Origin of the sequence: Streptomyces sp. NPDC057697 (assembly GCF_042799335.1) — a bacterium.
Classification (GTDB): domain Bacteria; phylum Actinomycetota; class Actinomycetes; order Streptomycetales; family Streptomycetaceae; genus Streptomyces.
In genome coordinates, this window is sequence record NZ_JBHVJA010000006.1 from 47,375 (window position 1) to 71,255 (window position 23,881).

Genomic DNA, 23,881 nt, shown 5'->3' on the forward strand with positions numbered 1-23,881 from the left:
GATCGCGCGAGCCGCCGGAGGCGCCCATGTCCAGCACCGAGTCCTCGAAGCTCCCACCGTTCGACCCCGCCGACCCGATCGGCGTCGACGACCTGCTCGGCGCCGAGGACCTGGCGATCCGCGGGACGGTCCGCGACTGGGCCGCCGACCGGGTCCTGCCGCACATCGCCGAGTGGTACGAGAACGGCGAGCTGCCCGGTATCCGGGAGCTGGCCCGTGAGCTCGGCGCGCTCGGCGCGCTCGGCATGTCCCTCCAGGGATACGGCTGCGCGGGCGCCACCGCCGTCCAGTACGGACTGGCCTGTCTGGAGCTCGAAGCCGCGGACTCGGGGATCCGCTCCCTGGTCTCCGTACAGGGGTCGCTCGCCATGTACGCCATCCACCGCTTCGGCTCCGAGGAGCAGCGGCGCCGCTGGCTCCCCGGCATGGCGGCCGGCGAGATCATCGGCTGCTTCGGCCTCACCGAACCGGACCACGGCTCCGACCCGGCCGGGATGCGCACCCACGCCAGGCGCGACGGCGGGGACTGGGTGCTCACCGGGCGCAAGATGTGGATCACCAATGGCTCGGTCGCCGGGGTCGCGGTCGTCTGGGCGCAGACCGACGAAGGGATCCGCGGCTTCGCCGTGCCGACCGACACCCCGGGCTTCTCCGCGCCGGAGATCAAGCACAAGTGGTCCCTGCGCGCCTCGGTCACCAGTGAGCTGGTCCTGGACGAGGTGCGGCTGCCCGCCGACGCCGTACTCCCCGGGGCCGTCGGTCTGCGCGGTCCGCTCAGCTGTCTGAGCCATGCCCGTTACGGAATCGTCTGGGGCGCGATGGGCGCGGCCCGCGCCAGCTTCGAGGCGGCCGTGGACTACGCGAGGACCAGGGAGCAGTTCGGCCGGCCGATCGGTGGCTTCCAGCTCACCCAGGCCAAGCTCGCGGACATGGCCGTGGAACTGCACAAGGGCATCCTGCTCGCCCACCATCTGGGCCAGCGGATGGACGCGGGCAGGCTCCGCCCGGAGCAGGTCAGTTTCGGGAAGCTCAACAATGTGCGGGAGGCGATCGAGATCTGCCGTACCTCGCGCACGATCCTCGGCGCCAACGGGATCTCGCTGGAGTACCCCGTGATGCGCCATGCGACGAATCTGGAGTCGGTGCTCACCTACGAGGGGACCGTGGAGATGCACCAGCTGGTGCTGGGCAAGGCGCTCACCGGTCTCGACGCGTTCCGTTAGGACCTGTCCGGCGAGCGCCCTGCTCAGCTCTGGTTGAAGAAGCCGTCGGCCGGGCGGCCGGTGGCTTCGGTGACCACCTGTGTGTCGGCCGGGGTCAGCAGGAAGACCCGGGTGGCGACGCGCTCGATGGAGCCGCGCAGTCCGAAGATCAGCCCGGCGGCGAAGTCCACGACGCGCTTCGCGTCCGTGGGGTCCATGGTCGTGAGGTTGACGATCACCGGCACGCCGTCACGGAACAGCTCACCGATGGCCCGCGCGTCCCGGAAGCTGTCCGGGGTGACGGTGGCGATCCGGCGGCCCGTCTCCTCGGCGGCCTCGGACGCGACCTGCACCCGGGGGTCGGTCACCCAGGCCGGGCCGGTCCCGGTCTGCGCGCCCTCGGCGTACTCGTCGTCGTAGTACCGCTCGTCGTTGTCCTCCACGAGGCCCAGCCAGGCACTCGCCTTGCGCACCGATCCCATGGACGCCTCCTCTCACCGCGGTTCCGTGGCGTTCCGCATCTTTTCCGTCTCCCCCTATGGTCGTCCATGATGCGGATCGTGCGCCAAGTGGATAGTCGGCGCGCAGGGGATTCGTGACGGTACTGGCACAGAAGATGTGGCGCTTTGTCAGGCTTTCTCCTACATAGGGAGTCTGAAGGAAAGAAAATATGATGCCCCGGGCCGTATGGGTGATGTGGCCGACGTACGGGTGAACGGCACGGTCGATACGATGCACACCGCGCGGCCGCACGAGCCCGGCGCAAAGGTGAACGACTCTCGGGGGATCGTCGTGTTCGGAATAGTCAGGCCCTGTGCCCATCGGTTGTCCGAGGGGCTCAGGACCGAGTGGATGGCCCATCTCTGCGGGCTCTGCCTCGCGCTTCGCTCCGATCACGGGCAATTCGCCAGGATCGTCACGAACTATGACGGTCTGATTGTTTCCGTCCTGACGGAGGCTCAGTCCGAGCGCACCTCCGGATGGCGGCGCACGGCGGGGCCCTGTCCGCTGCGCGCCATGCGGACCGCCCCGGTCGCCAAGGGCGAGGGCGCCAGGCTGGCCGCCGCCGTCTCCCTGGTGCTGGCCTCGGCGAAGGTCCGGGACCACGTCGCGGACGGGGACGGACTGTTGAGGCGCCGTCCGGTCGCCGCCGCCGCACGCCGGGTCGCCGCGGGCTGGGACCGGGCGGGCGCACGCACCGGCGCCCGGCTCGGCTTCGACACGGCGCTGCTCGTGGACGCCGTCGACCGGCAGACCGGCATCGAGCGGATCGCCGGACCCGGCACCCCGCTGCTCACGGTCACCGAACCCACCGAGACCGCCACCGCGGCCGCCTTCGCCCACACCGCGGTGCTGGCCGGCAGGCCGCAGAACGCGGAGCCGCTCGCCGAGGCCGGACGCCTCTTCGGACGGCTGGCGCATCTGCTGGACGCCGTGGAGGACCAGGAGGCCGACGCCGCGTCAGGTGCCTGGAACCCGCTCACCGCGACCGGCACCTCGCGCGCCGAGGTGCGACGGCTGTGCGACGACGCGCTGCACGGGGTGCGGCTGGCCCTGCGCGATGCCGAGTTCACCGACGGCAAGCTGGCCCATGTGCTGCTGGCGCACGAACTGCGCCAGTCGGTGGACCGGGCCTTCGGCACCACGGCGTGCTCGCACGGGGCGGGCGGCGTGCTGCTGGACGGAGCCGGCGCCCCGTCAGCCTCCGGGCAGACCGGGGCCTTCGGGCCGCCGCCGGGCAATCCGTACGCGCCGGGCCCCGGCGGACCCGCGGGCCCGCCGATGCCCCCGCCCGAGCCGCCGCGCGACCGGCGCGGTCTGATCATGGGCTGCCTGGTGTGGGCGGGACTGGCCTGCACCTGCCAGATGTGCTGCGGCACGTTCGAGGACCCGTGGAGCCATCGGCGCCGCGAAGGACTCTGCAATCAGTGCGACTGCGGGGACTGCTGCGACGGATGCGACTGCTGTAGTAACTGCGGGGACTGCTGTGATGGGTGCGATTGCTGCGACTGCGATTGCGGCTGCTGAGCCGGATGCCCGGAGCGGCCGGACGCCCGGCACGGGTGCCAAGTGTCTCCCGCCGGGCAGCCGGACGCCCGGCACGGATCACCGGATCTCGGGCGGCGAGATCTGGGAGGTCCTGATCGCCGACGGGCCGATGCCCCACTTCTTCAGGATCCGGTCGTAGGTGCCGTCCGCCTTGAGACCGTTCACCGCGGCCCGGAAGGCGGGCGCCAGCGCGGTGCCCTTCTTGAAGGCGAAGCCGACGTCGAGGCGCTTGAACTCGTTGAGGAAGCGCACCCCCTCCTGCTGACGCACCGCGTACCGCAGCCCGTTGATGGTGGACATCAGCACATCGCTGCGGCCCTGCTGGAGCGAGGCCCAGGTGGCGCCCTGGTCGTTGTACGTCTTCACCTCGTACGGCTCGCGGCCCGCGTCGGCGCACCGGTGCCGGTTCTCCTCCAGGGTCACCTCGAAGGTGGTGCCCGCGCCGGTGCCCACGGTCAGGCCGCAGAGCTGGACGAGATCGGTGACCTTCTTCAGCCTGCTGTCCTCGCGGACCGCGAAGCCCTGGCCGTCATTGATGTACGTGACGAAGTCGATCGTCGCGCGGCGCTCCTCGGTCACCCCGAAGTTGCCGGTGCCCACGTCGTACTTCCCGCTGCCCAGGGCCGGCAGGATCGCCTCGAAGGAGGCCACCTCGCGGGTGAACCGCAGGCCGAGCTTCCGGGCCACCGCGTCGGCGAAGTCGATGTCCGTACCGGCCACCGTCCTGCCGTCCGCGAGATAGGTGGCGCCCGGGGGGTTGCCGACGCTCGCGGCGATGGTCAGGGTCCCGGCGGCGCGGACATCGGCGGGCAGCAGTTTCGCCGCGGCCTCGTCCTCGCGCACCGAGGAGACGACGTCCCGCGTCGGAACCTTCCCGCCGGCCGCCGCGTTCCGGGCGGCGCCGCCCGGTGCGGCCGCCGGATCGCCGGACCCGCACGCGGTGAGGGCGAGGGCGGCGACGGTGATCAGTGCGAAGGCGGCGGTGTGCCGGGTTCGGGGCATGAGGTGTGGTTCTCCGGAGTCGTCGGCCGGGAGCGGCCGCGGCGTCGGGGCAGCACGCGGCGGCCCCACGGCCGGGGCGAGGAAGGACGACGGAACGAGGGGAGGGGAGAACGGCGTCGTGACCGCGAAGGAACGCGGGGAAGAGTGCTCAGGCGCCGCACACGGCGCGAGGCGGAGAAACGGGAAGACGCAGGGGGTCGGCTCAACAGGAGGAGGACCACACGCGACCGAAGTCGATGTGGGAGCGCTTGACCAGCCACTGCTGCGAATGCATGGCCCAAGTGGAACAGGCATCCGGTGGTCCGTCAACCGACCCCGGGCGTACGGCTCACAGTGTGGACAGGCTTGACAGCACGCGGTGCACGGCGTTTACCTCGGAGGCGGACCGGCGCTGAGGGGCCCGGTCCGCGTTGTGTTCCGGCCGAAGGCACGCCCCGTGTTCGATCTCTGCATCCACGGAGCCTTCGCATGCCCGCGCAGACAGACACCCTCCCGCACTCTCCCCCCGCCCCGCACGGGAAGAGCGACAGAACCGACCGGCTCCGGATCGTTCCGGTACGCCGCACCGGCCAGTGGGCGGCGGCCGCCGCGGTCCTGGCCCTGCTCGCCCTGGTACTGAACTCGGTGGTCCGCAACGACGCCTTCCAGTGGGACGTCGTCGCCGAGTACCTCACCACCGCCGCGGTCCTGCGCGGCCTCGGCCTCACCCTCTGGCTCACCGCACTGGTGATGGTGCTCGGCTTCGCCCTCGGCACCCTGCTCGCCGTCCTCAGGCTCTCCGCCAACCGCGTGCTCCAAGCCGTCAGCTGGGGCTACATCTGGCTCTTCAGATCCACCCCGATCCTGGTCCAGCTGCTGTTCTGGTTCAACATCGGCGCGCTCTACCCGGAGATCCTCGGGGTCCGTACGGTGAACCTCCTCGGCCCCGTCACGGTCGCCGTCGTCGGACTCACCCTGCACGAGGCCGCGTACGCCGCCGAGGTCGTCCGCGGCGGCATCCTCTCCGTCGAACGCGGCCAGATCGAGGCCGCCCAGTCGCTCGGTCTCGGCCCCTGGCGCAGATTCCGCCGGATCGTCCTCCCGCAGGCGATGCGCTCCATCGTCCCGCCCGCCGGGAACATGCTGATCGGCACGCTCAAGGGCACCTCGATCGTCAGCATCATCGCCGTACAGGACCTGCTGTACTCCGTGCAGCTCGTGTACCACCGCACCTACCAGGTCATCCCGCTGCTGCTGGTCGCCACCCTCTGGTACGCCGCGGTCACCTCGCTGCTCGGAATCGGCCAGCACTACGTCGAACGGCACTACGCGCGCGGCACGGCCGGTGCCCGATGAGCGGCACGCCGACCCTCGTCGTCATAGGAGCCGGTCCGCGCGGCACCGGCCTGGTCGAACGCATCGCCGCCAACGCCCCCGCCCTGTACGGGGACCGCCCGCTGGCCCTCCATCTCGTCGACCCGTACCCGCCCGGCGGCGGACGGATCTGGCGGTACGACCAGTCCCCGCTGCTCTGGATGAACTCCATGGCCGAGGACGTCACGATGTTCACCGACGACACCGTCCGGCAGGACGGCCCGGTCCGGCCCGGCCCCGCCCTGCACAGCTGGGCGGCAAAGATCCGGGACGGGCGCGCCACGCTCCCGGACGGGATGGACGTCGAGCCCGGACTCCTCGACGAGATCAAGGCGTTGGAGGGCGGGGACTTCCCGAGCCGGCGGCTCCAGAGCGTCTATCTGCGCTGGGTGTACGAGCAGGCCGTCGCCGCCCTCCCGGCCTCCTTCGCGGTCCACTGGCACCGGACCGGCGCCGTACGGGTCACCGGCCCGCGCGAAGGCAGACAGCGGGTCTGGCTGGAGGGGCGCGGCCGACCGCTGCTCGCCGACGCCGTCGCGGTCACCATCGGCCACCTCGAAGCCGAACCGGAGCCGGAACAGGTCGAGCTGGCCGGGTTCGCCGACCGGCACGGACTCGTCCACCTGCCGCCGGACTTCACCGCCGACACCGATCTGAGCGAGGTGCCCGCGGGCGAGCCGGTCATCGTCCGGGGCTTCGGGCTCGCCTTCGTCGACCTGATGGTGCTGCTCACCGAGGGCCGTGGCGGACGGTACGAGAACGGCGAGTACGTGCCGTCCGGCAGGGAGCCCGTGCTCCACATCGGATCGCGCCGCGGTGTCCCGTACCACTCCAAGATCGGCTACGCCTGGACGGGGGAACGGCCCCCGCTGCCGCGCTTCCTCGGCCCCGACCGGACCGGGGCGCTGCTCACGGCGGACCGGCCGGTCGACTTCCGGCGCGATGTGTGGCCACATGTCGACAAAGAGCTGGGCTACGCCCACTATCACCGGCTCTTCACCGCCCACCCCGGGCGCACGACGGGCGACTGGGCCGCCTTCAAGGCGGAGTACACCGCCGCCGACCCGGCGGGACCGGAGCTGGCCGCCCTCGTCGCCGCCGCCGTCCCCGACCCGGCGGACCGGCTCGACCTCGAAGCGCTCGACCATCCCCTGGACGGGGTGCGCTACCCCTCGTACGACGCGCTGCAGGAGGGGCTGCGCGGCTACATCGCCGCCGATCTGGAGCGCCGCCACGACCCCGAGCACAGCCCGGATCTCGCCGTCTTCCTCGGACTGCTGTCCGTCTACGGGCAGTTGATCCGGCTCGGCGACATCGGAGGCTGGTGGCACGGCTTCTTCAGCCATCTCGCCTCCGGGCCGCCCGGACCCCGGCTGCACCAGCTCCTCGCGCTCTCCAGGGCCGGTGTCGTCCGCTTCCTCGGCGCCGGGATGACCGTCGGGACCGACGAGCGGCGGGGCCTCTTCCTGGCAGGCAGCGCCACCGTGCCGGGACAGCGGATAGCGGCCCGCGCCCTGGTGGAGGCCCGGCTGCCCGACCCCACGCTGGAACGCACCCGCAGCCCGCTGCTCCGGGAGCTGTACGAGGACGGCGCCGCCACCACCGCCACCGGGCTGCTCTCGGTCGCCCCCGACAGCGGCCGGATCCTGGGCCGCGACGGCCGGCCGCACCCGCGGCGCTTCGCGCTCGGCCCGTTCACCAGCGCCCGAGCCGGCGGGGCGTTCACCCGGCCACGCACCGGTGGTCCGGCCTTCCAGCAGAACGACGCCACCGCCCGCGCGGCGCTCACCCTCCTCCGGGGCCTCGCCGGAGGAGGGGGCTGACCACGGCCCGGGACGGCGCCGGGGACCGGCCGGGCTCCCGGCCCGGACCTCCCGCACCTCCCGGTACATCGCACCGCACCCCCCGTACCCCGCAGCCCAAGGAACCCCATGACCCTCACCAGCGACCCACTCGCGCTCCGGCACCGCGCCGACCGCCGCCACGCCGAGGGAGCGGCGCGATGAACGGCGCCGACGCGGACACCGCCCCGGCCCCGGGCGCCATGGTCGAGATCCGCTCCGTCCACAAGCGCTTCGGCAGCCTGGACGTGCTGCGCGGCATCGACCTGTCGGTACGGGCCGGAGAGGTCGCCGTCGTCCTCGGCCCGTCCGGCTCCGGCAAGTCCACACTGCTGCGCACCATCAACCACCTGGAGAAGGTCGACCGCGGCTGGATCACCGTCGACGGCACCCCGGTCGGCTACCGCAGGGACGGCGACAAGCTGTACGAACTCCGCGAGCGCGAGGTACTGCGCCGGCGCACCCGGATCGGCTTCGTCTTCCAGAACTTCCATCTCTTCCCGCACCTCACCGTGGTGGAGAACATCATCGAGGCCCCCGTCGCCGCCCTCGGCCGACCGAAGAAGGAGGCACTGGCCACCGCGGAGGCACTGCTCGCCCGGGTCGGGCTCGCGGACAAGGCCGACGCCTACCCCGGGCAGCTCTCGGGCGGGCAGCAGCAGCGGGTCGCCATCGCCCGCGCGCTGGCCCTCGAACCGAAACTGCTGCTCTTCGACGAGCCGACCTCGGCGCTCGACCCCGAACTGGTCGGCGAAGTCCTCGACGTCATCAAGGACCTGGCGCGCCGGGGCACCACCATGATCGTCGTCACCCATGAGATCGGCTTCGCCCGCGAGGTGGCCGACACCGTCGTCTTCATGGACGAGGGACGGATCGTCGAACAGGGCGCCCCCGGCGACGTGCTCGACCGTCCGCAGCACGAACGCACCCGCGCCTTCCTGTCCAAGGTCCTGTGAGCGGCCCATGTCCCCTCCGGGGAGTGCGCCCGCGCCCGTCCGCCGCGCTCTCCCCGCCGCGCTCATCCACGAGAGCGACCCCGCCGGGCCCGCCCGGGACCGGGACCGAGCCCGCGACAGCCCTGCGAGAACCCCCCAGAGAGTCTTGAGAGGTACCGCCCATGCCCGCCACCGCACCCCTCCACCTGGCCGCCGGGATCGGAGGGCCGCCCCGTTACGACCCCGGTCACTACACCGCCCTCGCCCGGCTCGCCGAGCACGGCGCCCTCGACTTCGTCACGCTCGGCGACTCCTTCGCCCGACCCGGGCCGGACGCGCTCGCGGTGCTCTCCCGGGTCGCCCCCGCCACCGGGCGGATCGGCCTGGTGCCCACCGTCACCACCACCCACACCGAGCCGTTCCACGTGTCGTCCGCCGTGGCCACCCTGGACTGGGTGAGCCGCGGCAGGGCGGGCTGGTACGTCGACGTGTCGACGACCGGGGCCGAGGCCCGGCTGTTCGGCCGGCGCCCGGCGGCGCCCGCCGACGAGCTGTGGCGGGAGGCCGGTGAGAGCGTCGACGTGGGCGCCCGGCTGTGGGACAGCTGGGAGGACGACGCCGAGATCAGGGACGTCGCCACCGGGCGCTTCATCGACCGCGACAAGCTGCACTACGTCGACTTCGAGGGCACCGGCTTCTTTGTCCGGGGTCCGGCGATCGTGCCCCGGCCCCCGCAGGGGCACCCGGTCGTCGTCGTCGACGGGACGAGCGGCCCCGCCCGGGAGACCGCGGCCCGCCACGCGGACGTCGTGCTGGTCCGGGCCACCGCCCCCGAGCAGGCCGCCGCGGCCCGTACCGATCTGCGCCGGCGCGCGGCGGCGTACGGCCGGGACCCCGGCACGCTCCGGGTGCTGGTCGCGCTCACCGTGGACCTCGGCGACGCCGAGAGCGCCGCGGAACCGGGGCTGGAGAGCGGACCGCCGCTCGCCGCCGACGGCTCGTACTACCGGGGCGGCCCGGTCGACCTCGCCGAACTGATCACCCGGTGGCACCGGGGCGGAGCGGCGGACGGCTTCCACCTCACGCCCATTACCCCCGGGCGCGACCTCGAACGGATCGTCAACGGCACCGTGGCCCTGCTCCAGCACCGCGGCCTCTTCCGCACCTTCTACCCCGGCGGCACCCTGCGCGAGCACCTGGGGCTGGCCCGCCCCGCCAACCGGTACGCCACCGAAGGAGCACGGGCATGAGCACCGCACCGAAACAGATGCACCTCGCCGCCCACTTCCCGGGCGTCAACAGCACCACCGTCTGGGCGGACCCCCGCTCCGGGAGCCAGATCGACTTCTCCTCCTTCGAGCACCTCGCCCGCACCGCGGAACGCGGCACGTTCGACTTCTTCTTCCTGGCCGAGGGGCTGCGGCTGCGCGAGCACGGTGGCCGCGTCCACGACCTGGACGTGGTCGGCCGGCCCGAATCGCTCACCGTGCTGGCCGCGCTGGCGGCCGTCACCGACCGGCTCGGCCTCGCCGCCACCGTCAACACCACCTTCAACGAGCCGTACGAACTGGCCCGCCGCCTCGCCACCCTCGACCACCTCAGCGAGGGCCGGGCCGCCTGGAACGTCGTCACCTCCTTTGACGCCTTCACCGGGGAGAACTTCCGGCGTGGCGGCTACCTCGACCGCGCCGACCGGTACACACGGGCCGCCGAGTTCGTCGCCACCGCCCGTGAGCTGTGGGACACCTGGACCCCGGACGGCATCCCGCGCCCGTTCAGCCACCAGGGGCAGCACTTCGCCATCGAGGGAGAGTTCACCGTCCCGCGCTCCCCGCAGGGCCATCCGGTCGTCATCCAGGCCGGGGACTCTCCCGAGGGCCGCGAGTTCGCCGCGTCCGCCGCCGATGTCGTCTTCACCCGGCACGGCACCCTGGAGGAGGGCCGCGCCTTCTACGCCGACGTCAAGGGGCGGCTGGCCGCGTACGGACGGCGGCCCGACGAGCTCAAGATCATGCCCGGGGTCACCTTCGTGCTCGGCGACAGCGACGCCGACGCCCAGGAGCGGGCGGCCGGGATCAGGCTCCAGCAGGTCTCCCCGCAGAACGCGCTGCTGGCCCTGGAACAGGTCTGGGGCCGCGACCTCTCCTCCTACGACCCCGACGGGCCGCTGCCCGGCATCGACCCGGACCCGGAGTCCTCGCTGGTCCAGGGCCGGGTCGGGCACGGCGACCCCTTCGTCGTCGCGGCGCGCTGGCGGGCGCTGTCCGAGGCGAAGGGGCTGTCCATCCGGCAGACCGTCATCGAGGCGACCGGACGGCAGTCCTTCATCGGCAGCCCGCGGACGGTCGCGGAGCGGCTCATCGAGTTCGTCGCCGCAAAGGCCGCCGACGGGTTCATCCTCGTACCGCACCTCACACCGGGCGGGCTGGACGACTTCGTCGACCTGGTCGTCCCGCTCCTGCGGGAGCGCGGGGTGTTCCGCTCCGCGTACACCGGTCCCACCCTGCGGTCGCATCTCGGCCTCGCCGAGCCGGTGTGGAAAGGTTGACCGCATGAGCACGGACGCACCGCAGCCGCACGGTTCCGAACAGGCGGCACAGGACTGGAAGCACTGGCACGAGGAGCGCACCGCCACGGTCGCGGGCCCCTACGGGCCGCTCTCCCTGACCGGCACCCACTGGCTCTCCGACCACCCGGAAGGAACGATCCCAGGGGTACCCGGGCAGTGGCGGCAGGACGGCGACGAGCCGGTGCTCACCGCCTCCGCCGCGGACGGGCTCGCCGTCGACGGCGAGCCCTTCACCGGCCGGGTCCGCCTCACCGCCGACCGCGGTCCGATCGACGCGTCCCGCGTCACGCACGGCGAGCGGCGGCTGGTCGTGCTGAGCCGCGAAGGACAGTGGGCGGTGCGGGACTTCGACCCCGGCTCCCCGGCGCGGCGCGCCTTCCGGGCCATCGAGGCCACGCCGTACGACGCCCGCTGGGTCTTCCCCGGCACCTTCCGTCCGTACGACGGCGCCCGCACGGTCCGGGTCGAGAACGCCGACGGGGTCGAGCGCGGACTCGGACTCGCCGGTGAGATCCTCTTCGAGGCGGACGGCGCGGAGCACACGCTCCGCGTCGCGGTCGAGCCCGACGGTTCGCTCTGGGCGGTCTTCGCCGATGCCACCAGCGGAAGCAGCAGCTACCGCTTCCGCTTCCTGCGGCCCGCCGCGCCCGACGAGGACGGCCGCGTGAGCGTCGACTTCAACCGCGCGCTGCTGCCGCCGTGCGCCTTCGCGGACCACTTCATCTGCCCGTTCCCGCCGCCGGGCAACACGCTTTCCCTCGCCGTCGAGGCGGGGGAGCGCAACCGCGTCGACGGCTGACGCACCGTCGTATCCGTTCGGGACCGCGGCCCCGGCAGCCCCTGGGGCGCCGGGGCCGCACGGGTGCGGTGCGCCACGTCCGGGCCGGCAGGCCCTCTTGCGCCACAAGTTGACGCCTTGAATACTCCCGAGCAGCGCTTGTCAGGAACACGGCATGCTCGCATCGCGGGCACACGGCCGTGCGAACGACTGCGCCTCACGGGTCCGACCACCCCACAGGCGGACCCCCGACTTCCCTCGGGAGGAACGAAAAGTGAGGATCAAGCGCACCACCCCCCTCGGCACCACCGCCAGACGCACCAGGGCCGTCGCCATCGCCGCGGGCCTCGTCGCCGTCGCCGCACTGGCCGTCCCCAGCGCCCAGGCCGACGGCAACCCCACCTTCAGTGCCTCGCAGCTGTCCGCCGCGAGCGACGCCGTGCTCGGCGCCGATGTGGCGGGCACCGCGTGGAACGTCGACCCGGTGTCCAAGAAGCTCGTGGTCACCGCCGACCGCACGGTCTCGAACGCCGAGATCGAACAGATCAAGCGGTCCGCCGGGGCCAACGCCGGCGCCCTGAAGATCGAACGCACCACCGGGACGATCAGCAAGCTGCTCTCCGGCGGCGACGCGATCTACGCCCCGGGCTGGCGCTGCTCCCTCGGCTTCAACGTCCGCAGCGGCAGCACCTACTACTTCCTGACCGCCGGGCACTGCACCGACGGCAACCCGCCCTGGTACACCAACTCGTCGAACTCGACCAGCATCGGCGCGACGGTCGGCTCCAGCTTCCCGACCAACGACTACGGCCTGGTCCGGTACGACAACTCCGCGGTCTCCCACGAGGGAACCGTCGGCAGCGTCGACATCACCGGCGCGGCCGACGCCACGGTCGGCATGTCCGTCACCCGCCGCGGCTCGACCACCGGCGTCCACAGCGGCTCGGTCACGGGCCTCAACGCCACGGTCAACTACGGCAACGGCGACATCGTCTACGGAATGATCAAGACCAACGTCTGCGCGGAGCCCGGCGACTCGGGCGGCCCGCTCTACTCCGGCTCCAAGGCGATCGGTCTGACCTCCGGCGGCAGCGGCGACTGCTCCTCCGGCGGCATCACGTACTTCCAGCCGGTCACCGAGGCGCTCAGCGCGTACGGGGTCAGCGTCTACTGACGCCCCGAAACCCCCGCTCCGGCCCTCGAACAGGCGGCCGACCGAGCCAGAGCCCCCGTCCGAATCCCGGGCGGGGGCTCCCGCTGACCCCGCGGCTTTTGAGAGGATGTGGGGCAGGCCGGTCACGCAGGAGCACCGGGGGTGGACGCTGTGCCAACCGGAGGGATGCCCTCCGGCCCCCGGCCGACACCTCAGGGGGTTCCAGGTCCGTGAAACGCATCGGAGTGACCGGTCATCGCACCATCCCGCAGGAGGCCCACGCCCATGTGCTGGCAGGGTTACGGGCGGCGCTCTGCGGCCTCGAAGGCTCCCTGGAGGCCCTCTCCAGCCTGGCCGTGGGCGCGGACCAGCTCTTCGCCGATCTCGCCCTGGCCCGCGGCGCGGATCTGACCGTGGTCATCCCCAGCGGCGACTACGAGTCCTGTTTCGCCGACGCGGCCGAACTCGCCCGCTACCGGGCCCTCAAGGGCCGGGCGGCCCGGGAGGTCCGGCTGGGCTACCCGCACTCCACCGACGAGGCGTACTACGCGGCGGGCGCGTACATCGCCGACCACTGCGACCGGCTGCTCGCGGTGTGGGACGGCCGGCCGGCCCGGGGTCTCGGCGGCACGGGCGACATCGTGACGTACGCCCGGAGCCTGGGCCGTCCGGTCACGGTGATCTGGCGCGAGGGCGTGGAGCGCATCTGACCGGCCGCCGCGTCCGGTTCCGGATGCGAACGGCGCAATCGATGACGGCACGTCACATCTGGTGCCTGGCGAGCCAGTCGGTGTGCTGCGGGGAGACGATCCGTTCGGTCTCGAACACCGCCCCAGGCCACTGACGCTCCGTCAGGGTGGTCTCCATCGCCACCTGCATCGCCTCCAGGTCCTGCTCCACCAGTGAGTGGGCCGAGATCAGCGGGTGGTGGCGGCGCATCTCGCTCCACGCCAGACAGGCCGCCGCCGCGGCCGACAGCACGCCCGTCAGGGCGAAGGACTGGGTGGCGGAGAAGGTCCTCAGCACGGCGAAGACGAGGGCGAGCGCGGTCAGCGCCCCGATGGTGGTCGACCAGACCAGGGTCGCCCGCCGGGAGACCTCCTGGCGCCTGCGGTACCAACTCCGCTGCTCGATCAGCCGGTCCCGCACATAGGTCTCCTTGCGCACGGTGAACGCCTTCTCGCGCAGCTCGCGCATCGAGCCGGTGATGAGCCCGCCCGAGTCCGCCGTCAGGTCGCGGGGGTCGGCCCACCCCACCTTGCGGAGCTCCTGGAGGCCCTCTTCGAGCCGGTTGGCGAACACCGCCTCCGGGTGCGGGGTGCTGCTGTCGAACGGTGAGCCGTGCACCGAGTAGCGCCAGCACATCGACTTGATGAACTCCGCCGCCGAGCGGTTGAGTTGCCAATGCGACTTTGCTTTGCGCCGGGCGGAGAGGTACGTCGTGATCAGGACACCCAGATAGGCCAACACGCCGACTCCATCGGTGAGTTGAAACGTGTCAGCCACCTCGGCGTGCCAGGGGAGCGCGGCCGGTACGGCCCCTGTGACCAGGAGGATCAGCTGGATCCGGGTGGTGTTCACGGCCTCCCGCTGCCGTGCGACGGCGATCCCGTCCGTGTGGTGAAAGAGCGCCGGCAGGTCGGCGTTCCTGAAGACCATGCTCTGGAGCGGCCCGGGAAGCGCCGTCATCTTCACTCCCGTCTGCGGTTATGTCGTCACCTCAATGGCGGAATCGACGGTTCCGTTCGATTCGGGGCGGCCTTGTGCGACGCTCTTGTTCCAAGTGGCCGTCCTCAGTTGCCAACCGAGGCCATGAGAGTAAAGTCGTGCCGCCGGACACTGCAATGGTGCAGATACCGTTGCTGCATTCCTGTCCGGAACCATTCCATCGGAACGAATCCCCTCAAGGACGGCCGTGAACACCTCTGAATCCTCTCTCTCCTTCGCCGTTGCGAAGAAGAACCGTGTGCCGCTCGCCGAGATCGACGTCCGCGGCGCCGCTGCCGCCCGGAGGCTCGGCCGCGTGCACGCCGCGTCGACCGGTCGCCGTACCCAGGCATCGACCTTCAACTCGGCGCTCTGAGAACAACGCGCCGATAACCCTCTCGAACCGAAGCCCCGAGCACCCCTTCGGGCTGGCTAGACTGGTGGAATGACAGGACCCCTGGTCCCTTTCCGCGAAGTCGTTCTCAAGGTTCACAGCAGGTGCGATCTTGCCTGTGACCACTGCTATGTCTACGAACATGCAGATCAGAGCTGGCGTACCCGTCCCAGGACAATCTCTGATGATGTCATCTTCCGGACTGCTCAGCGTCTGGCCGAGCATGCCAAGGCACATGCACTGCCCTCCGTGTCAGTGATCCTGCACGGAGGGGAGCCTCTACTGGCGGGGCCCGCCCGATTGCGGCGCGTCTGCGAAGTGCTGACCTCCGCCTTCGACGGCGTCGCGGAACTCGACCTCCGTATCCACACCAATGGGCTCCAGCTCAGTCCCCGGTATCTCGACCTCTTCGACGAGTTCGGCGTCAGGGTCGGCATCTCCCTCGACGGCGACCGGGCCGCCAACGACCGGCACCGCCGCTACGCCGACGGGCGCAGCAGCCACCCCCTGGTCCTCAAGGCCGTGGAACTGCTCCACCAGGAGCGCTACCGCCACCTCGACCTCGGGCTCCTGTGCACCATCGACGTCGAGAACGACCCGCGCGCGGTCCTCGACGCGCTCACCGAGCTCGACCCGCCGCTCATCGACTTCCTGCTGCCGCACGCCACCTGGGACGATCCGCCGCCCCGCCCGGACGGTTCCCCCACCGCCTACGCCGACTGGCTCCTCGCGGTCTTCGACCGCTGGCAGGAGCAGGGGCGCCCGGTGCCGGTGCGGCTCTTCTCCTCGGTGCAGTCCACGCTGAGCGGCGGCCCCAGCCTCACCGAGTCCCTGGGGCTCGCCCCGACCGACCTGGTCGTCGTCGAGACCGACGGCCAGCTGGAGCAGGTCGACTCGCTGAAGAGCGCCTACGAGGGCGCCGCGGCCACCGGGTTCGACGTCTTCACCCACACCTTCGACGAGGTCGCGGCCCACCCCGGGGTACGGGCCCGTCAGCTCGGGCTGGCCGGTGTCAGCGAGACCTGTCGCCGCTGCCCCGTCGTGCGCTCGTGCGGCGGTGGCCTCTACACCCACCGGTACCGCTCCACCGGGCCGTCCGGGGAGTTCGACAACCCGTCCGTGTACTGCGCCGACCTGGCCGCCCTGGTGCGCGGCATCGAGGCGCGCACGGCGGCGTCCCTGGTCGCGCCCGAGGTGACCGAGCCGGACGAACTGGCCGCCTCCCAGCGCGACCTCACCCGGATGCTGCTGGCCCGGCTCAACGCCGACCTCGAAGGGCGCGGCGGGGAGCGGTGGGCGCGGGCCTGGGAGCTGGCCGCCGCCGTCGAGGCGTCCGAGGAGGGCGCCCGCGGCCTGGACGAGGTGCTGGACCACCCGTACACCCGCACCTGGCTGCTCCACGCCCTGGACCGGCTCCACGAGGAGCCGGGGGCGGTGGAGGTCGCGGGGCTGCTGCCCGGGTATCTCGCGGCCGCCGTCGTGCGGGGCGGCCTGGACCTCCCCGTGGGCGTCGGCTACACGGACGGCAGGCTGGTGCTCCCGGGCCTCGGCGTGTTGCGGATCGGGGCGCCGGGGGAGCACGGCACGGCGCGGGTGCGCGCCGTGGAGGACGGCTTCCTGGTCCGGCGGGAGGAGGGCGATCCGGCCGAGCGGCGGATCGTACGGCCGCGTACGGCCGCGCCCGGGTGGCGGCCGGTGCGCCGGTTCGCGATGCCGGGGGGCGGGCCCGGACCGGTGTTCTCCCTGGCGCTCGACGACCTCGACCCGTACCGCGACTGCTTCGCCGCGCCGGCCGCGGCCGCGCTCGACGACCGGGCGGCGGCGGACCTGGTGTTCAGGCTCGGCGAGGCATGGGTGCTGATCGAGGCGAAGGCCCCCGAGCGGGCCGTGGAGATGACGGGCCGCCTCACCACCCTGACGCCGCTGACCGGCCGGGCCCCGGCGGAACCGTCCGTCGGGCGGCACGGCCACGGGGCGCTGGGCATCGTCGCGGACGGCGGCGCCGAGGAGTTGGCGCTCGCGTTGCTGCGGGGTTTCCGGCGGGCCGAATTGCGGGCGCTTGCCGACGTCACGGATCTTTACGCGGCGGACGGCTCCTGGGAACATCGAATTCCCTGGCAGGAAGAACCAGTTCCGTTTTCCCGGTTGCTGGCCGACACCTATGAGCGGATGGCGTTGGGCGCATTCGAGCCGCGCTGTCTGGAGGGCGTATCGCAGGCCCTCGACACACTTGAGGGTGCCGCCGAGCTCACCGTCAGTGGAAAGCGGCTACTGGATCGGATGCGAAAAGAGATCTGAGGATCGAATTCCGGTTCGACCGAGGGCGATGGTGCACACGGGACAACTGGGAGGAACAGCCGCAGACCGAATTCGATCAAGGAAATGACCGGCCGAACCCGGGAACGGATGACTGAAAACCGGCGTTGAATGACCGAACGCCATGGGGGTGGAGCTACGTCCGCTCCGGAATGATGAATTCGCTCGCATTCACTTCCCTCCTCGGATGCGGGTGTCACACAGGACGGGGGTCGTGTGCACGCAACACCGCAGCAGCGAGCGGCGGACCATCGGCCGTACTTCTTCTTGAGTTATGCCCATACGCCGGGCTACGGCCGGGGAACCGACCCGGATATGTGGGTCGAACGCCTCTTCAAGGATCTCTGTGACCATGTGATGGCCATGACGGATCTGCCCGCGGGAGCGCCCGCGGGGTTCATCGACCGCGAGATACGCTCCGGCGAGGGCTGGTCGGAACGGCTCGGCGAGGTGCTCGCCACCTGCCGGGTGTTCGTTCCGCTCTTCTCACCGCGCTATTTCGCGAGCGAGATGTGTGGCAAGGAGTGGTATGCCTTCGCCCAGCGCGCCATTCACCACCGGGCCCGCTCCAACCAGCGGGCCGAGGCGATCGTTCCCGCGCTCTGGGTGCCGGTACCACCGAGCCAGCTTCCCGGCCCCGCCGAGCGATTACAGTTCAACCACCGTGATTTCGGGGACCGTTACGTCAGTGACGGACTCTACGGGCTGATCAAGCTCAGGCTCTTCGCCGAGGAGTACGAGCGCGCGGTGTACGAACTCGCCAAGCGCATCGTCAACGTCGCCGACACCATAAGGATCGGCACCGGCCGCCCCGTCGACTACCGGCTCGCCCCCAGCGCCTTCGGGCCGCGCGACAGCGCGGTCGGCCCCCGCCCCATGCAGGTCACCATCGCCGCCGCCACCCGGCACGACCTGCCCGAGGGACGCAACGCCGACTACTACGGCGACAGTCCGCAGGACTGGAACCCCTACCACCCGGCCGCCGCCCGCCCCCTGGCCTATGTGGCCGAGGACATGGTGCGCTCCCTCAACTACCAGGCGACCATCACCTCCTTCGACGAGGAGGCCGGACACGCGGAGGGCAAGCAGCCGCCCAGCAGGCCGGAGATCCTGCTGGTCGACCGCTGGGCCCTCCAGGACGAGGACCGGTGCCGCAGGCTCGCCGCCTTCGACGCCGAGAACCGCCCCTGGGTGACGATGGTCGTGCCGTGGAACCGCGAGGACCACGAGAGCATGGCCGCCGAGGCCGAACTGACCGAGAAGCTCGAACGGACCATGCCGACGAAGATGCGCCAGGGGCGGGCCTACTGCCGGGCCGCCGCCAAGGGCGTGCCCAGCATGGAGGCGTTCGGGCAGATCCTGCCGCAGGTGGTCGAGGTGGCCGCGCAGCAGTACCTGAGACACGCGGCGGTCTATCCGCCCGCCACCGGCGCCGGACACACCGAACGGACCCGGCTGATGGGGCCCATGGCACAGACGCACCACATTCCCGAGACACACGACCCTGCGACGGATGCGGAGGACACGGATGACGGCCAGTCGTGACGGGCGCATCGTCACCTTCTACTCGTACAAGGGCGGCACCGGGCGCACCATGGCCCTGGCCAACACCGCCTGGATACTCGCCGCCAACGGAAAACGGGTACTGGCCGTCGACTGGGACCTGGAGGCCCCCGGGCTCCACCGGTTCTTCCATCCGTTCCTCGACCCCTCGACACTCGGTGCCACCACCGGCGTCATCGACCTGATCACCGAGTACGCCTGGGCCGCGACCAGCCCCGTCCAGCGCGCCGACGACTGGCACCGCGACTACGCGCGCATCCAGCCGCACGCCGTCTCGCTCACCCCCGAGACGCTCGGCTGGGAGTTCCCGCAGGGCGGCACGCTCGACTTCGTCTCCGCCGGACGCCAGAACCGCGAGTACTCCGCGACCGTCTCCACCTTCGACTGGGACAACTTCTACGACCGGCTCGGCGGCGGCCACTTCTTCGACGCCCTGCGCGACGACATGAAGGCCAACTACGACTACGTCCTCATCGACAGCCGGACCGGCCTCAGCGACATCGCCGACATCTGCACCGTCCACCTCCCCGACATCCTCGTCGACTGCTTCACCCTCAGCGACCAGTCCATCGACGGCGCCGCCTCCGTCGCCCGGCAGATCTCCGAGCGCTACACCGGCCGCCCCATCGCCATCTTCCCCGTCCCGATGCGCATCGACGAGGGCGAGAAGGAGAAGGCCGACGCCGGACGGGCGCTGGCCCGGCTGAAGTTCGACCGGCTGCCGCGCGACCTGTCAGGGGACGAACTCACCGCCTACTGGGGCGCGGTGGAGATTCCGTACCGCCCCTACTACGCCTACGAGGAGACCCTCGCGACCTTCGGCGACGAGGCGGGCCTCACCAACTCCCTGCTCTCCGCCTTCGAACGGCTCACCTCCGTCATCACCGACCAGCAGATCACCTCGATGCCACCGGTCGGCGAAGAGGTGCGGCTGCGCATCCGGGACGCGTTCACCAGGCGCAGGCCCGCCCTGCCCGCCGATCTCTTCCTCAGCTATGTGGCGGAGAACCGGATGTGGGCCGACTGGATCGAATCCGTGCTCACCCGGGCCGGGTTCCGCGTCGTACCGCGCGATGTGTCCGCCGAGCGGGAGACCCCCGAACCGGCGGCGGCCGCCGCCGAGAACGCGGCCCGTACCGTCGTGCTGCTCTCCAGCGCCTACCTCAAGTCCCAGCGCGCGGTGAACCTCTGGGACCGGGCCGTCGCGGAGGACCCCGGCGGCGGCCGGCGCCATCTGCTGCCGCTCAGGGTCGGTGACGTACGGCTCTCCGCGCCCTACATCGACCGCAACCCCGTCGACCTCTTCCGGCTCGACGAGGTGCACGCCACCGCCGCCCTGCTGCGCGCCCTGGACCGGCCCGTACAGCTCACCGACGCGGTGTCGCCCGGACCGCGCTTCCCGGGCACCGTCCCCAGGATCTGGAACGCCCCGCCGCGCAACCCCGGCTTCACCGGCCGCTCCATGGTCCTGGAGCGGATGCGCGACCAGCTCGGCGGCGGCATGGCCGTGGTGCTGCCCCAGCCGCAGACCCTGTACGGACTCGGCGGCGTGGGCAAGACACAGGTCGCCCTGGAGTACGTGCACCGCTTCATGGCCGACTACGACCTGGTCTGGTGGATATCTTCGGAGCAGACCGACGACGTGGTGGCCGCGCTCGCCGAACTCGCGGTCCGGCTGGGCGCCCAGGGCGGCGACGACATGGCGGCGGCCTCGCAGGAGGCCGTGGACCTGCTGCGGCGCGGTGTGCCCTCGGACCGCTGGCTGCTGGTCTTCGACAACGCCGACGACCCCGAACGGCTCCGGCGCTACTTCCCGCAGGGCGGCTCCGGCCACATCCTGGTCACCTCGCGCAACCAGGCGTGGTCCCAGCACGGCGACGCGCTGCCCGTCGACGTCTTCCTGCGCGAGGAGTCCATCGAACACCTCCAGCGCCGGGCACCGGGGCTGAGCGACGAGGACGCCGCCCAGGTGGCCACCGCGGTCGGCGATCTGCCGCTGGCCGTCGAGCAGGCGGCGGCCTGGATCGCGGAGACCGCCACCCCCATCGACACCTATCTGGAACAGCTGGCCCAGCAGGCCCCCGAGGTCCTGGCGCTCAACCAGCCGGCCGGTTACCCCGAGCCGGTCGCCGCGACCTGGAACATCTCCATCCAGCGGCTCAAGGAGCGCTCGCCCGCGGCGGTGCGGCTGCTCCAGCTCTGCGCCTTCTTCGCCCCCGAGCCCATCTCCGGGAACCTCCTGTACAGCAAGGAGATGATCGAGGCGCTGAAGCCGTACGACGCCTCGCTCCAGGAGAAGCTGGTGCTGGGCCGGGTCATCCGGGAGATCGGCCGGTTCGCCCTCGCCAAGGTCGACCAGGTCTCCAACTCCATCCAGGTGCACCGGCTCGTCCAGGCGGTCATCCGGGCACAGCTCACCGAGGAGGAGCAGCGGGACGCCCGGCACGCCGTCCACCGCATCCTGGCGGGCGCCCGGCCCGACGACGACGAGCCGATCGACAACCCCTCGACCTGGCCGCAGTTCGCCACCATCTGGCCGCACCTGGGCCCGTCCGACGCGCGCAACTGCAAGGAGCCGGAGGCCCGCAGGCTGCTGATCGACCGGGTCCGCTACCTCTGGAAGCGCGGTGACTTCCGGACCGCCACCACCGTCTGCGAGGAGCTGCGCGAGATCTGGCGCCAGACGCTGGGGGAGCGGGACATCCAGTACCTCTACCTCTGCTTCCACCTCTCCAACATCTACCGCTCGCGCGGCCGTTACGTCGAGGCCAGGGAACTCGACGAGATCACCCTGGCGACCCAGCGGGAGGTGCTGGGTCCCGAGCATCCGCACACGTACATGAGCACCAGCAGCCTGGCGACCGACCTCGGCACGCTCGGGGAGTACACCAGGGCCATCGAGCTGGCGACCGAGGCCACCGACGGTTTCAACCAGATCTTCCACGAGTCGCACCCGAGGACGCTGGCCGCGGCCAACAACCTGGCGTTCACCCTGCGGTCCATCGGCCAGTACGCCAAGGCCCGCGAGATCGACCAGGACGTCTTCGACCGCCGTGTCGAGGTGCTCGGCGCGGAACACCCCTACAGCCTCTCCTCGGCCATGAACCTGGCCCGTGACCTGCGGGACGTCGGACGGTACGAGGACTCGGTCGGCATCCTCAGCCGTACGTACGACAGCTACAAGGCCACGCTCGGCCGGGCCTTCCCGGGCACCCTGAGCGCGGCGAAGAGCCTGGCGGTGTCGCTGCGCCGGGCGGGCAGACTGGAGGACGCCCGGCGGCTCACGGTGGCGACCCGGGCCAGGTACCGCGCCAAGTACACCTCCGCCAACCCGGAGTCACTGGCCTGTGACCTCAATCTGGCGGCCGACCTGTACGCGGCCGGGGAGACGGTCGAGGCCAGGGACACCGCGCAGGAGGTCGTCGACCAGTACATGAAGGTGCCGGGGGAGAAGCATCCGTACACCCTGGCCGCCCTGAACAACCTCGGTGTCTACCAGTCGGGGACCGGATCCCCGGAGGAGTCGGCGCGGGTGCTGACCCGGGTGGTCGCGGCGATGCGGGAGGTGTACGGGCCCGAGCACCCCAACACCCTGTTCTGTGTGATGAACCTGGCGAACGCGACGGCGGAACAGGGGGATCTCGACCTGGTGCTGGAGACCGAGCTGAAGGTCTCCGGGCAGCTCAGGAGGGTACTGGGCGCCCATCACCCGGAGACCCTGGCCATGACCTCCAACATGGCGGTCACGCTCGACGCGATGGGGCGCAAGGACAAGGCCCTGCGTCTGAGGGCGGAGACGGGCGAGGAACTGGCCCGTCAGCTCGGTGACGAGCACCCGATGACCCGGATCGCCCGGGACGAGCGCCGGTTCGAGCGCGAGCTGGAGCCGACGGCGGTGTGAGAGCGGGGGGTGTCCGGCGATCGCCGGACGCCCCCCGCGTTCCGGACACGCCCCGGGACCGGGCCTAGCAGGAGGGCGGTTCCAGGAGCCAGTTCAGAATTCTGGGCAGCGCGTGCAGGGCGTCGAAGTGCGCGGCCGCCGGTTCCACCACGACGGTGGAGTTCGGGATGCGCTCGGCCAGCCAGCGCGAGTGGCCCACCGGGGAGAACACGTCCTTCTCGCCGTGCCACAGCAGCACCGGTCCGGTGATGTCGGCCGGGTCGAAGCCCCACGGATTGCTGAAGGCGAGCGCGTCGTCGATCCAGCCCCAGGCCGAAGTGCGCAGCCCCTCACGGTAGTTGCGCAGCAGCATGGTGCGGACCCCGACGTCGTTGACCACCATCCGGTCGGACTCGGTCAGCTCCTGGCGCAGGTCGTCGATGAGCCGGACCGGGTTCTTCCTGATCACCGCGGACCGTGAGATGAACGATTCCGCGAGCCCGTCCGGATCGGCTGCCGCGGTGGAGTACGCCAGCACGTTGGAGGCGGCCATCCCCTCGAACCAGTCGAGCCCGTCGGCCCCCCACGGGGCCAGGCCGACCAGCGCGGCGGTACGGGTCACCCGCTCGGGCATCAGCGCCGCGCAGGCCAGGGCGTGCGGGGCGCCGCCGGAGCGGCCCACCACGGCGAACCGTTCCAGACCGAGGTGGTCCGCGATGGCCCGCACGTCCTGGACGGCATCGGCGACACAGCGGCCCGGCAGCCGGTCGGACTCGCCGTAGCCCGGCCGGTCGTAGGTGATCAGCTGGGTCTTGCGCTGGTAGAGGACCATGCCGCGCGGGGCCGGGCCGAGCCTGCTGCCCGGCATCCCGTGCAGCAGGAAGACCGGTCTGCCGCGGGGATCCCCGAGACGCTCCACCACCAGATGCCGCCCGTCCGCCGCGCGCACCCGACTACGCACTTGGAGCCTCCTCCGTGAAGTGCGGGCACCGCGTGCCCGACTTTTCCCCGCCCGATTCGATGATGGCGCATCAGAGCCCTTACCGGGACGGTGCGTTGGGAAACCACAGGGAGTGATCGGGGGGCGCGCTCGCCCCTTCCGAGCAGATCCGGTGCGGTTGCGGCGCGGGTGGGGCGCC

General features: G+C 71.5%; 18 protein-coding genes. 14 read left to right on the plus strand and 4 right to left on the minus strand.

Features of this window, described 5'->3' with window-relative positions:
- Window positions 1–26: 26 nt before the first annotated feature.
- Window positions 27–1,223: an acyl-CoA dehydrogenase family protein gene (locus tag ACFVFH_RS17735; protein ID WP_383769158.1), complete on the plus strand. Its 1,197-nt coding sequence runs from the start codon at window positions 27–29 to the stop codon at window positions 1,221–1,223.
- A gap of 23 nt (window positions 1,224–1,246) precedes the next feature.
- Here ACFVFH_RS17735 and ACFVFH_RS17740 read toward each other — a convergent pair whose 3' ends face one another.
- Window positions 1,247–1,684: a cell division protein SepF gene (locus ACFVFH_RS17740; RefSeq protein WP_383769160.1), complete on the minus strand. Its 438-nt coding sequence runs from the start codon at window positions 1,682–1,684 to the stop codon at window positions 1,247–1,249.
- Window positions 1,685–1,994: 310 nt separating this feature from the next.
- Here ACFVFH_RS17740 and ACFVFH_RS17745 point away from each other — a divergent pair, with 310 nt between their 5' ends.
- Entirely contained in the window at window positions 1,995–3,230 is a 1,236-nt protein-coding gene (locus ACFVFH_RS17745; protein WP_383769913.1) for a DUF5685 family protein, read from the plus strand.
- A gap of 78 nt (window positions 3,231–3,308) precedes the next feature.
- Here the strand turns inward: ACFVFH_RS17745 and ACFVFH_RS17750 are convergent, their stop codons facing one another.
- Window positions 3,309–4,253 (minus strand): ABC transporter substrate-binding protein, encoded by a 945-nt coding sequence (locus tag ACFVFH_RS17750; protein WP_383769163.1) that lies wholly within the window; start codon window positions 4,251–4,253, stop codon window positions 3,309–3,311.
- Window positions 4,254–4,721: 468 nt separating this feature from the next.
- Here ACFVFH_RS17750 and ACFVFH_RS17755 point away from each other — a divergent pair, with 468 nt between their 5' ends.
- The 8 genes from ACFVFH_RS17755 (at window position 4,722) to ACFVFH_RS17790 (ending at window position 13,592) form a co-directional block, all read left to right on the plus strand.
- On the plus strand, window positions 4,722–5,588 hold the full coding sequence (locus tag ACFVFH_RS17755; RefSeq protein WP_383769166.1) for an amino acid ABC transporter permease: 867 nt from the start codon (window positions 4,722–4,724) through the stop codon (window positions 5,586–5,588).
- The gene (locus ACFVFH_RS17760) at window positions 5,585–7,429 is read left to right on the plus strand and encodes an FAD/NAD(P)-binding protein (RefSeq protein ID WP_383769169.1); all 1,845 of its coding nucleotides are present in this window, start codon (window positions 5,585–5,587) and stop codon (window positions 7,427–7,429) included. Before ACFVFH_RS17755 ends, ACFVFH_RS17760 begins: the two co-directional genes overlap by 4 nt.
- A 221-nt stretch (window positions 7,430–7,650) precedes the next feature.
- Complete coding sequence (locus ACFVFH_RS17765) at window positions 7,651–8,403, plus strand: amino acid ABC transporter ATP-binding protein (RefSeq protein ID WP_383769916.1); 753 nt, start codon at window positions 7,651–7,653, stop codon at window positions 8,401–8,403.
- Between the two features lie 161 nt (window positions 8,404–8,564).
- A complete protein-coding gene (locus ACFVFH_RS17770; protein WP_383769172.1) occupies window positions 8,565–9,632 on the plus strand; it encodes an LLM class flavin-dependent oxidoreductase in 1,068 nt (355 codons plus the stop codon).
- A 17-nt stretch (window positions 9,633–9,649) separates the two neighbouring features.
- Entirely contained in the window at window positions 9,650–10,930 is a 1,281-nt protein-coding gene (locus tag ACFVFH_RS17775; RefSeq protein ID WP_383769919.1) for an NtaA/DmoA family FMN-dependent monooxygenase, read from the plus strand.
- Window positions 10,931–10,934: 4 nt separating this feature from the next.
- Window positions 10,935–11,750, plus strand: a complete 816-nt coding sequence (locus ACFVFH_RS17780) for a DUF1684 domain-containing protein (RefSeq protein ID WP_383769175.1) — start codon at window positions 10,935–10,937, stop codon at window positions 11,748–11,750.
- 253 nt (window positions 11,751–12,003) lie between these two features.
- Complete coding sequence (locus ACFVFH_RS17785; protein ID WP_383769178.1) at window positions 12,004–12,903, plus strand: S1 family peptidase; 900 nt, start codon at window positions 12,004–12,006, stop codon at window positions 12,901–12,903.
- A 209-nt stretch (window positions 12,904–13,112) separates the two neighbouring features.
- Window positions 13,113–13,592 carry a hypothetical protein gene (locus ACFVFH_RS17790; RefSeq protein ID WP_383769180.1) on the plus strand — a complete coding sequence of 160 codons (480 nt, stop codon included), beginning with the start codon at window positions 13,113–13,115 and terminating at the stop codon, window positions 13,590–13,592.
- A gap of 52 nt (window positions 13,593–13,644) precedes the next feature.
- Here ACFVFH_RS17790 and ACFVFH_RS17795 read toward each other — a convergent pair whose 3' ends face one another.
- Window positions 13,645–14,541 (minus strand): DUF4231 domain-containing protein, encoded by an 897-nt coding sequence (locus ACFVFH_RS17795; RefSeq protein WP_383769921.1) that lies wholly within the window; start codon window positions 14,539–14,541, stop codon window positions 13,645–13,647.
- Between the two features lie 256 nt (window positions 14,542–14,797).
- Here ACFVFH_RS17795 and fxsA point away from each other — a divergent pair, with 256 nt between their 5' ends.
- From fxsA to fxsT, 4 genes are all read left to right on the plus strand, one after another.
- The gene (gene fxsA / locus ACFVFH_RS17800; RefSeq protein WP_383769183.1) at window positions 14,798–14,965 is read left to right on the plus strand and encodes an FxSxx-COOH cyclophane-containing RiPP peptide; all 168 of its coding nucleotides are present in this window, start codon (window positions 14,798–14,800) and stop codon (window positions 14,963–14,965) included.
- 69 nt (window positions 14,966–15,034) lie between these two features.
- A complete protein-coding gene (gene fxsBH, locus ACFVFH_RS17805) occupies window positions 15,035–17,281 on the plus strand; it encodes a radical SAM/SPASM protein FxsBH, inactivated beta-hydroxylase extension form (protein WP_383769185.1) in 2,247 nt (748 codons plus the stop codon).
- A gap of 234 nt (window positions 17,282–17,515) precedes the next feature.
- Window positions 17,516–18,844 carry an FxsC protein gene (gene fsxC / locus ACFVFH_RS17810; RefSeq protein WP_383769188.1) on the plus strand — a complete coding sequence of 443 codons (1,329 nt, stop codon included), beginning with the start codon at window positions 17,516–17,518 and terminating at the stop codon, window positions 18,842–18,844.
- Entirely contained in the window at window positions 18,828–22,763 is a 3,936-nt protein-coding gene (gene fxsT, locus ACFVFH_RS17815; RefSeq protein ID WP_383769190.1) for an FxSxx-COOH system tetratricopeptide repeat protein, read from the plus strand. Before fsxC ends, fxsT begins: the two co-directional genes overlap by 17 nt.
- Before the next feature lie 64 nt (window positions 22,764–22,827).
- Here fxsT and ACFVFH_RS17820 read toward each other — a convergent pair whose 3' ends face one another.
- The gene (locus ACFVFH_RS17820) at window positions 22,828–23,703 is read right to left on the minus strand and encodes an alpha/beta fold hydrolase (RefSeq protein ID WP_383769193.1); all 876 of its coding nucleotides are present in this window, start codon (window positions 23,701–23,703) and stop codon (window positions 22,828–22,830) included.
- Between the last annotated feature and the right edge of the window lie 178 nt (window positions 23,704–23,881).

Excerpts from the sequence above, each read along its gene's own strand:
- ACFVFH_RS17735 (WP_383769158.1), top strand. The coding sequence starts at position 27 with ATGTCCAGCACCGAGTCCTCGAAGCTCCCACCGTTCGACCCCGCCGAC.
- ACFVFH_RS17740 (WP_383769160.1), bottom strand. The coding sequence starts at position 1,684 with ATGGGATCGGTGCGCAAGGCGAGTGCCTGGCTGGGCCTCGTGGAGGAC.
- ACFVFH_RS17750 (WP_383769163.1), bottom strand. The coding sequence starts at position 4,253 with ATGCCCCGAACCCGGCACACCGCCGCCTTCGCACTGATCACCGTCGCC.
- ACFVFH_RS17755 (WP_383769166.1), top strand. The coding sequence starts at position 4,722 with ATGCCCGCGCAGACAGACACCCTCCCGCACTCTCCCCCCGCCCCGCAC.
- ACFVFH_RS17760 (WP_383769169.1), top strand. The coding sequence starts at position 5,585 with ATGAGCGGCACGCCGACCCTCGTCGTCATAGGAGCCGGTCCGCGCGGC.
- ACFVFH_RS17765 (WP_383769916.1), top strand. The coding sequence starts at position 7,651 with ATGGTCGAGATCCGCTCCGTCCACAAGCGCTTCGGCAGCCTGGACGTG.
- ACFVFH_RS17770 (WP_383769172.1), top strand. The coding sequence starts at position 8,565 with ATGCCCGCCACCGCACCCCTCCACCTGGCCGCCGGGATCGGAGGGCCG.
- ACFVFH_RS17775 (WP_383769919.1), top strand. The coding sequence starts at position 9,650 with ATGCACCTCGCCGCCCACTTCCCGGGCGTCAACAGCACCACCGTCTGG.
- ACFVFH_RS17780 (WP_383769175.1), top strand. The coding sequence starts at position 10,935 with ATGAGCACGGACGCACCGCAGCCGCACGGTTCCGAACAGGCGGCACAG.
- ACFVFH_RS17795 (WP_383769921.1), bottom strand. The coding sequence starts at position 14,541 with ATGGTCTTCAGGAACGCCGACCTGCCGGCGCTCTTTCACCACACGGAC.
- fxsBH (WP_383769185.1), top strand. The coding sequence starts at position 15,035 with ATGACAGGACCCCTGGTCCCTTTCCGCGAAGTCGTTCTCAAGGTTCAC.
- fxsT (WP_383769190.1), top strand. The coding sequence starts at position 18,828 with ATGACGGCCAGTCGTGACGGGCGCATCGTCACCTTCTACTCGTACAAG.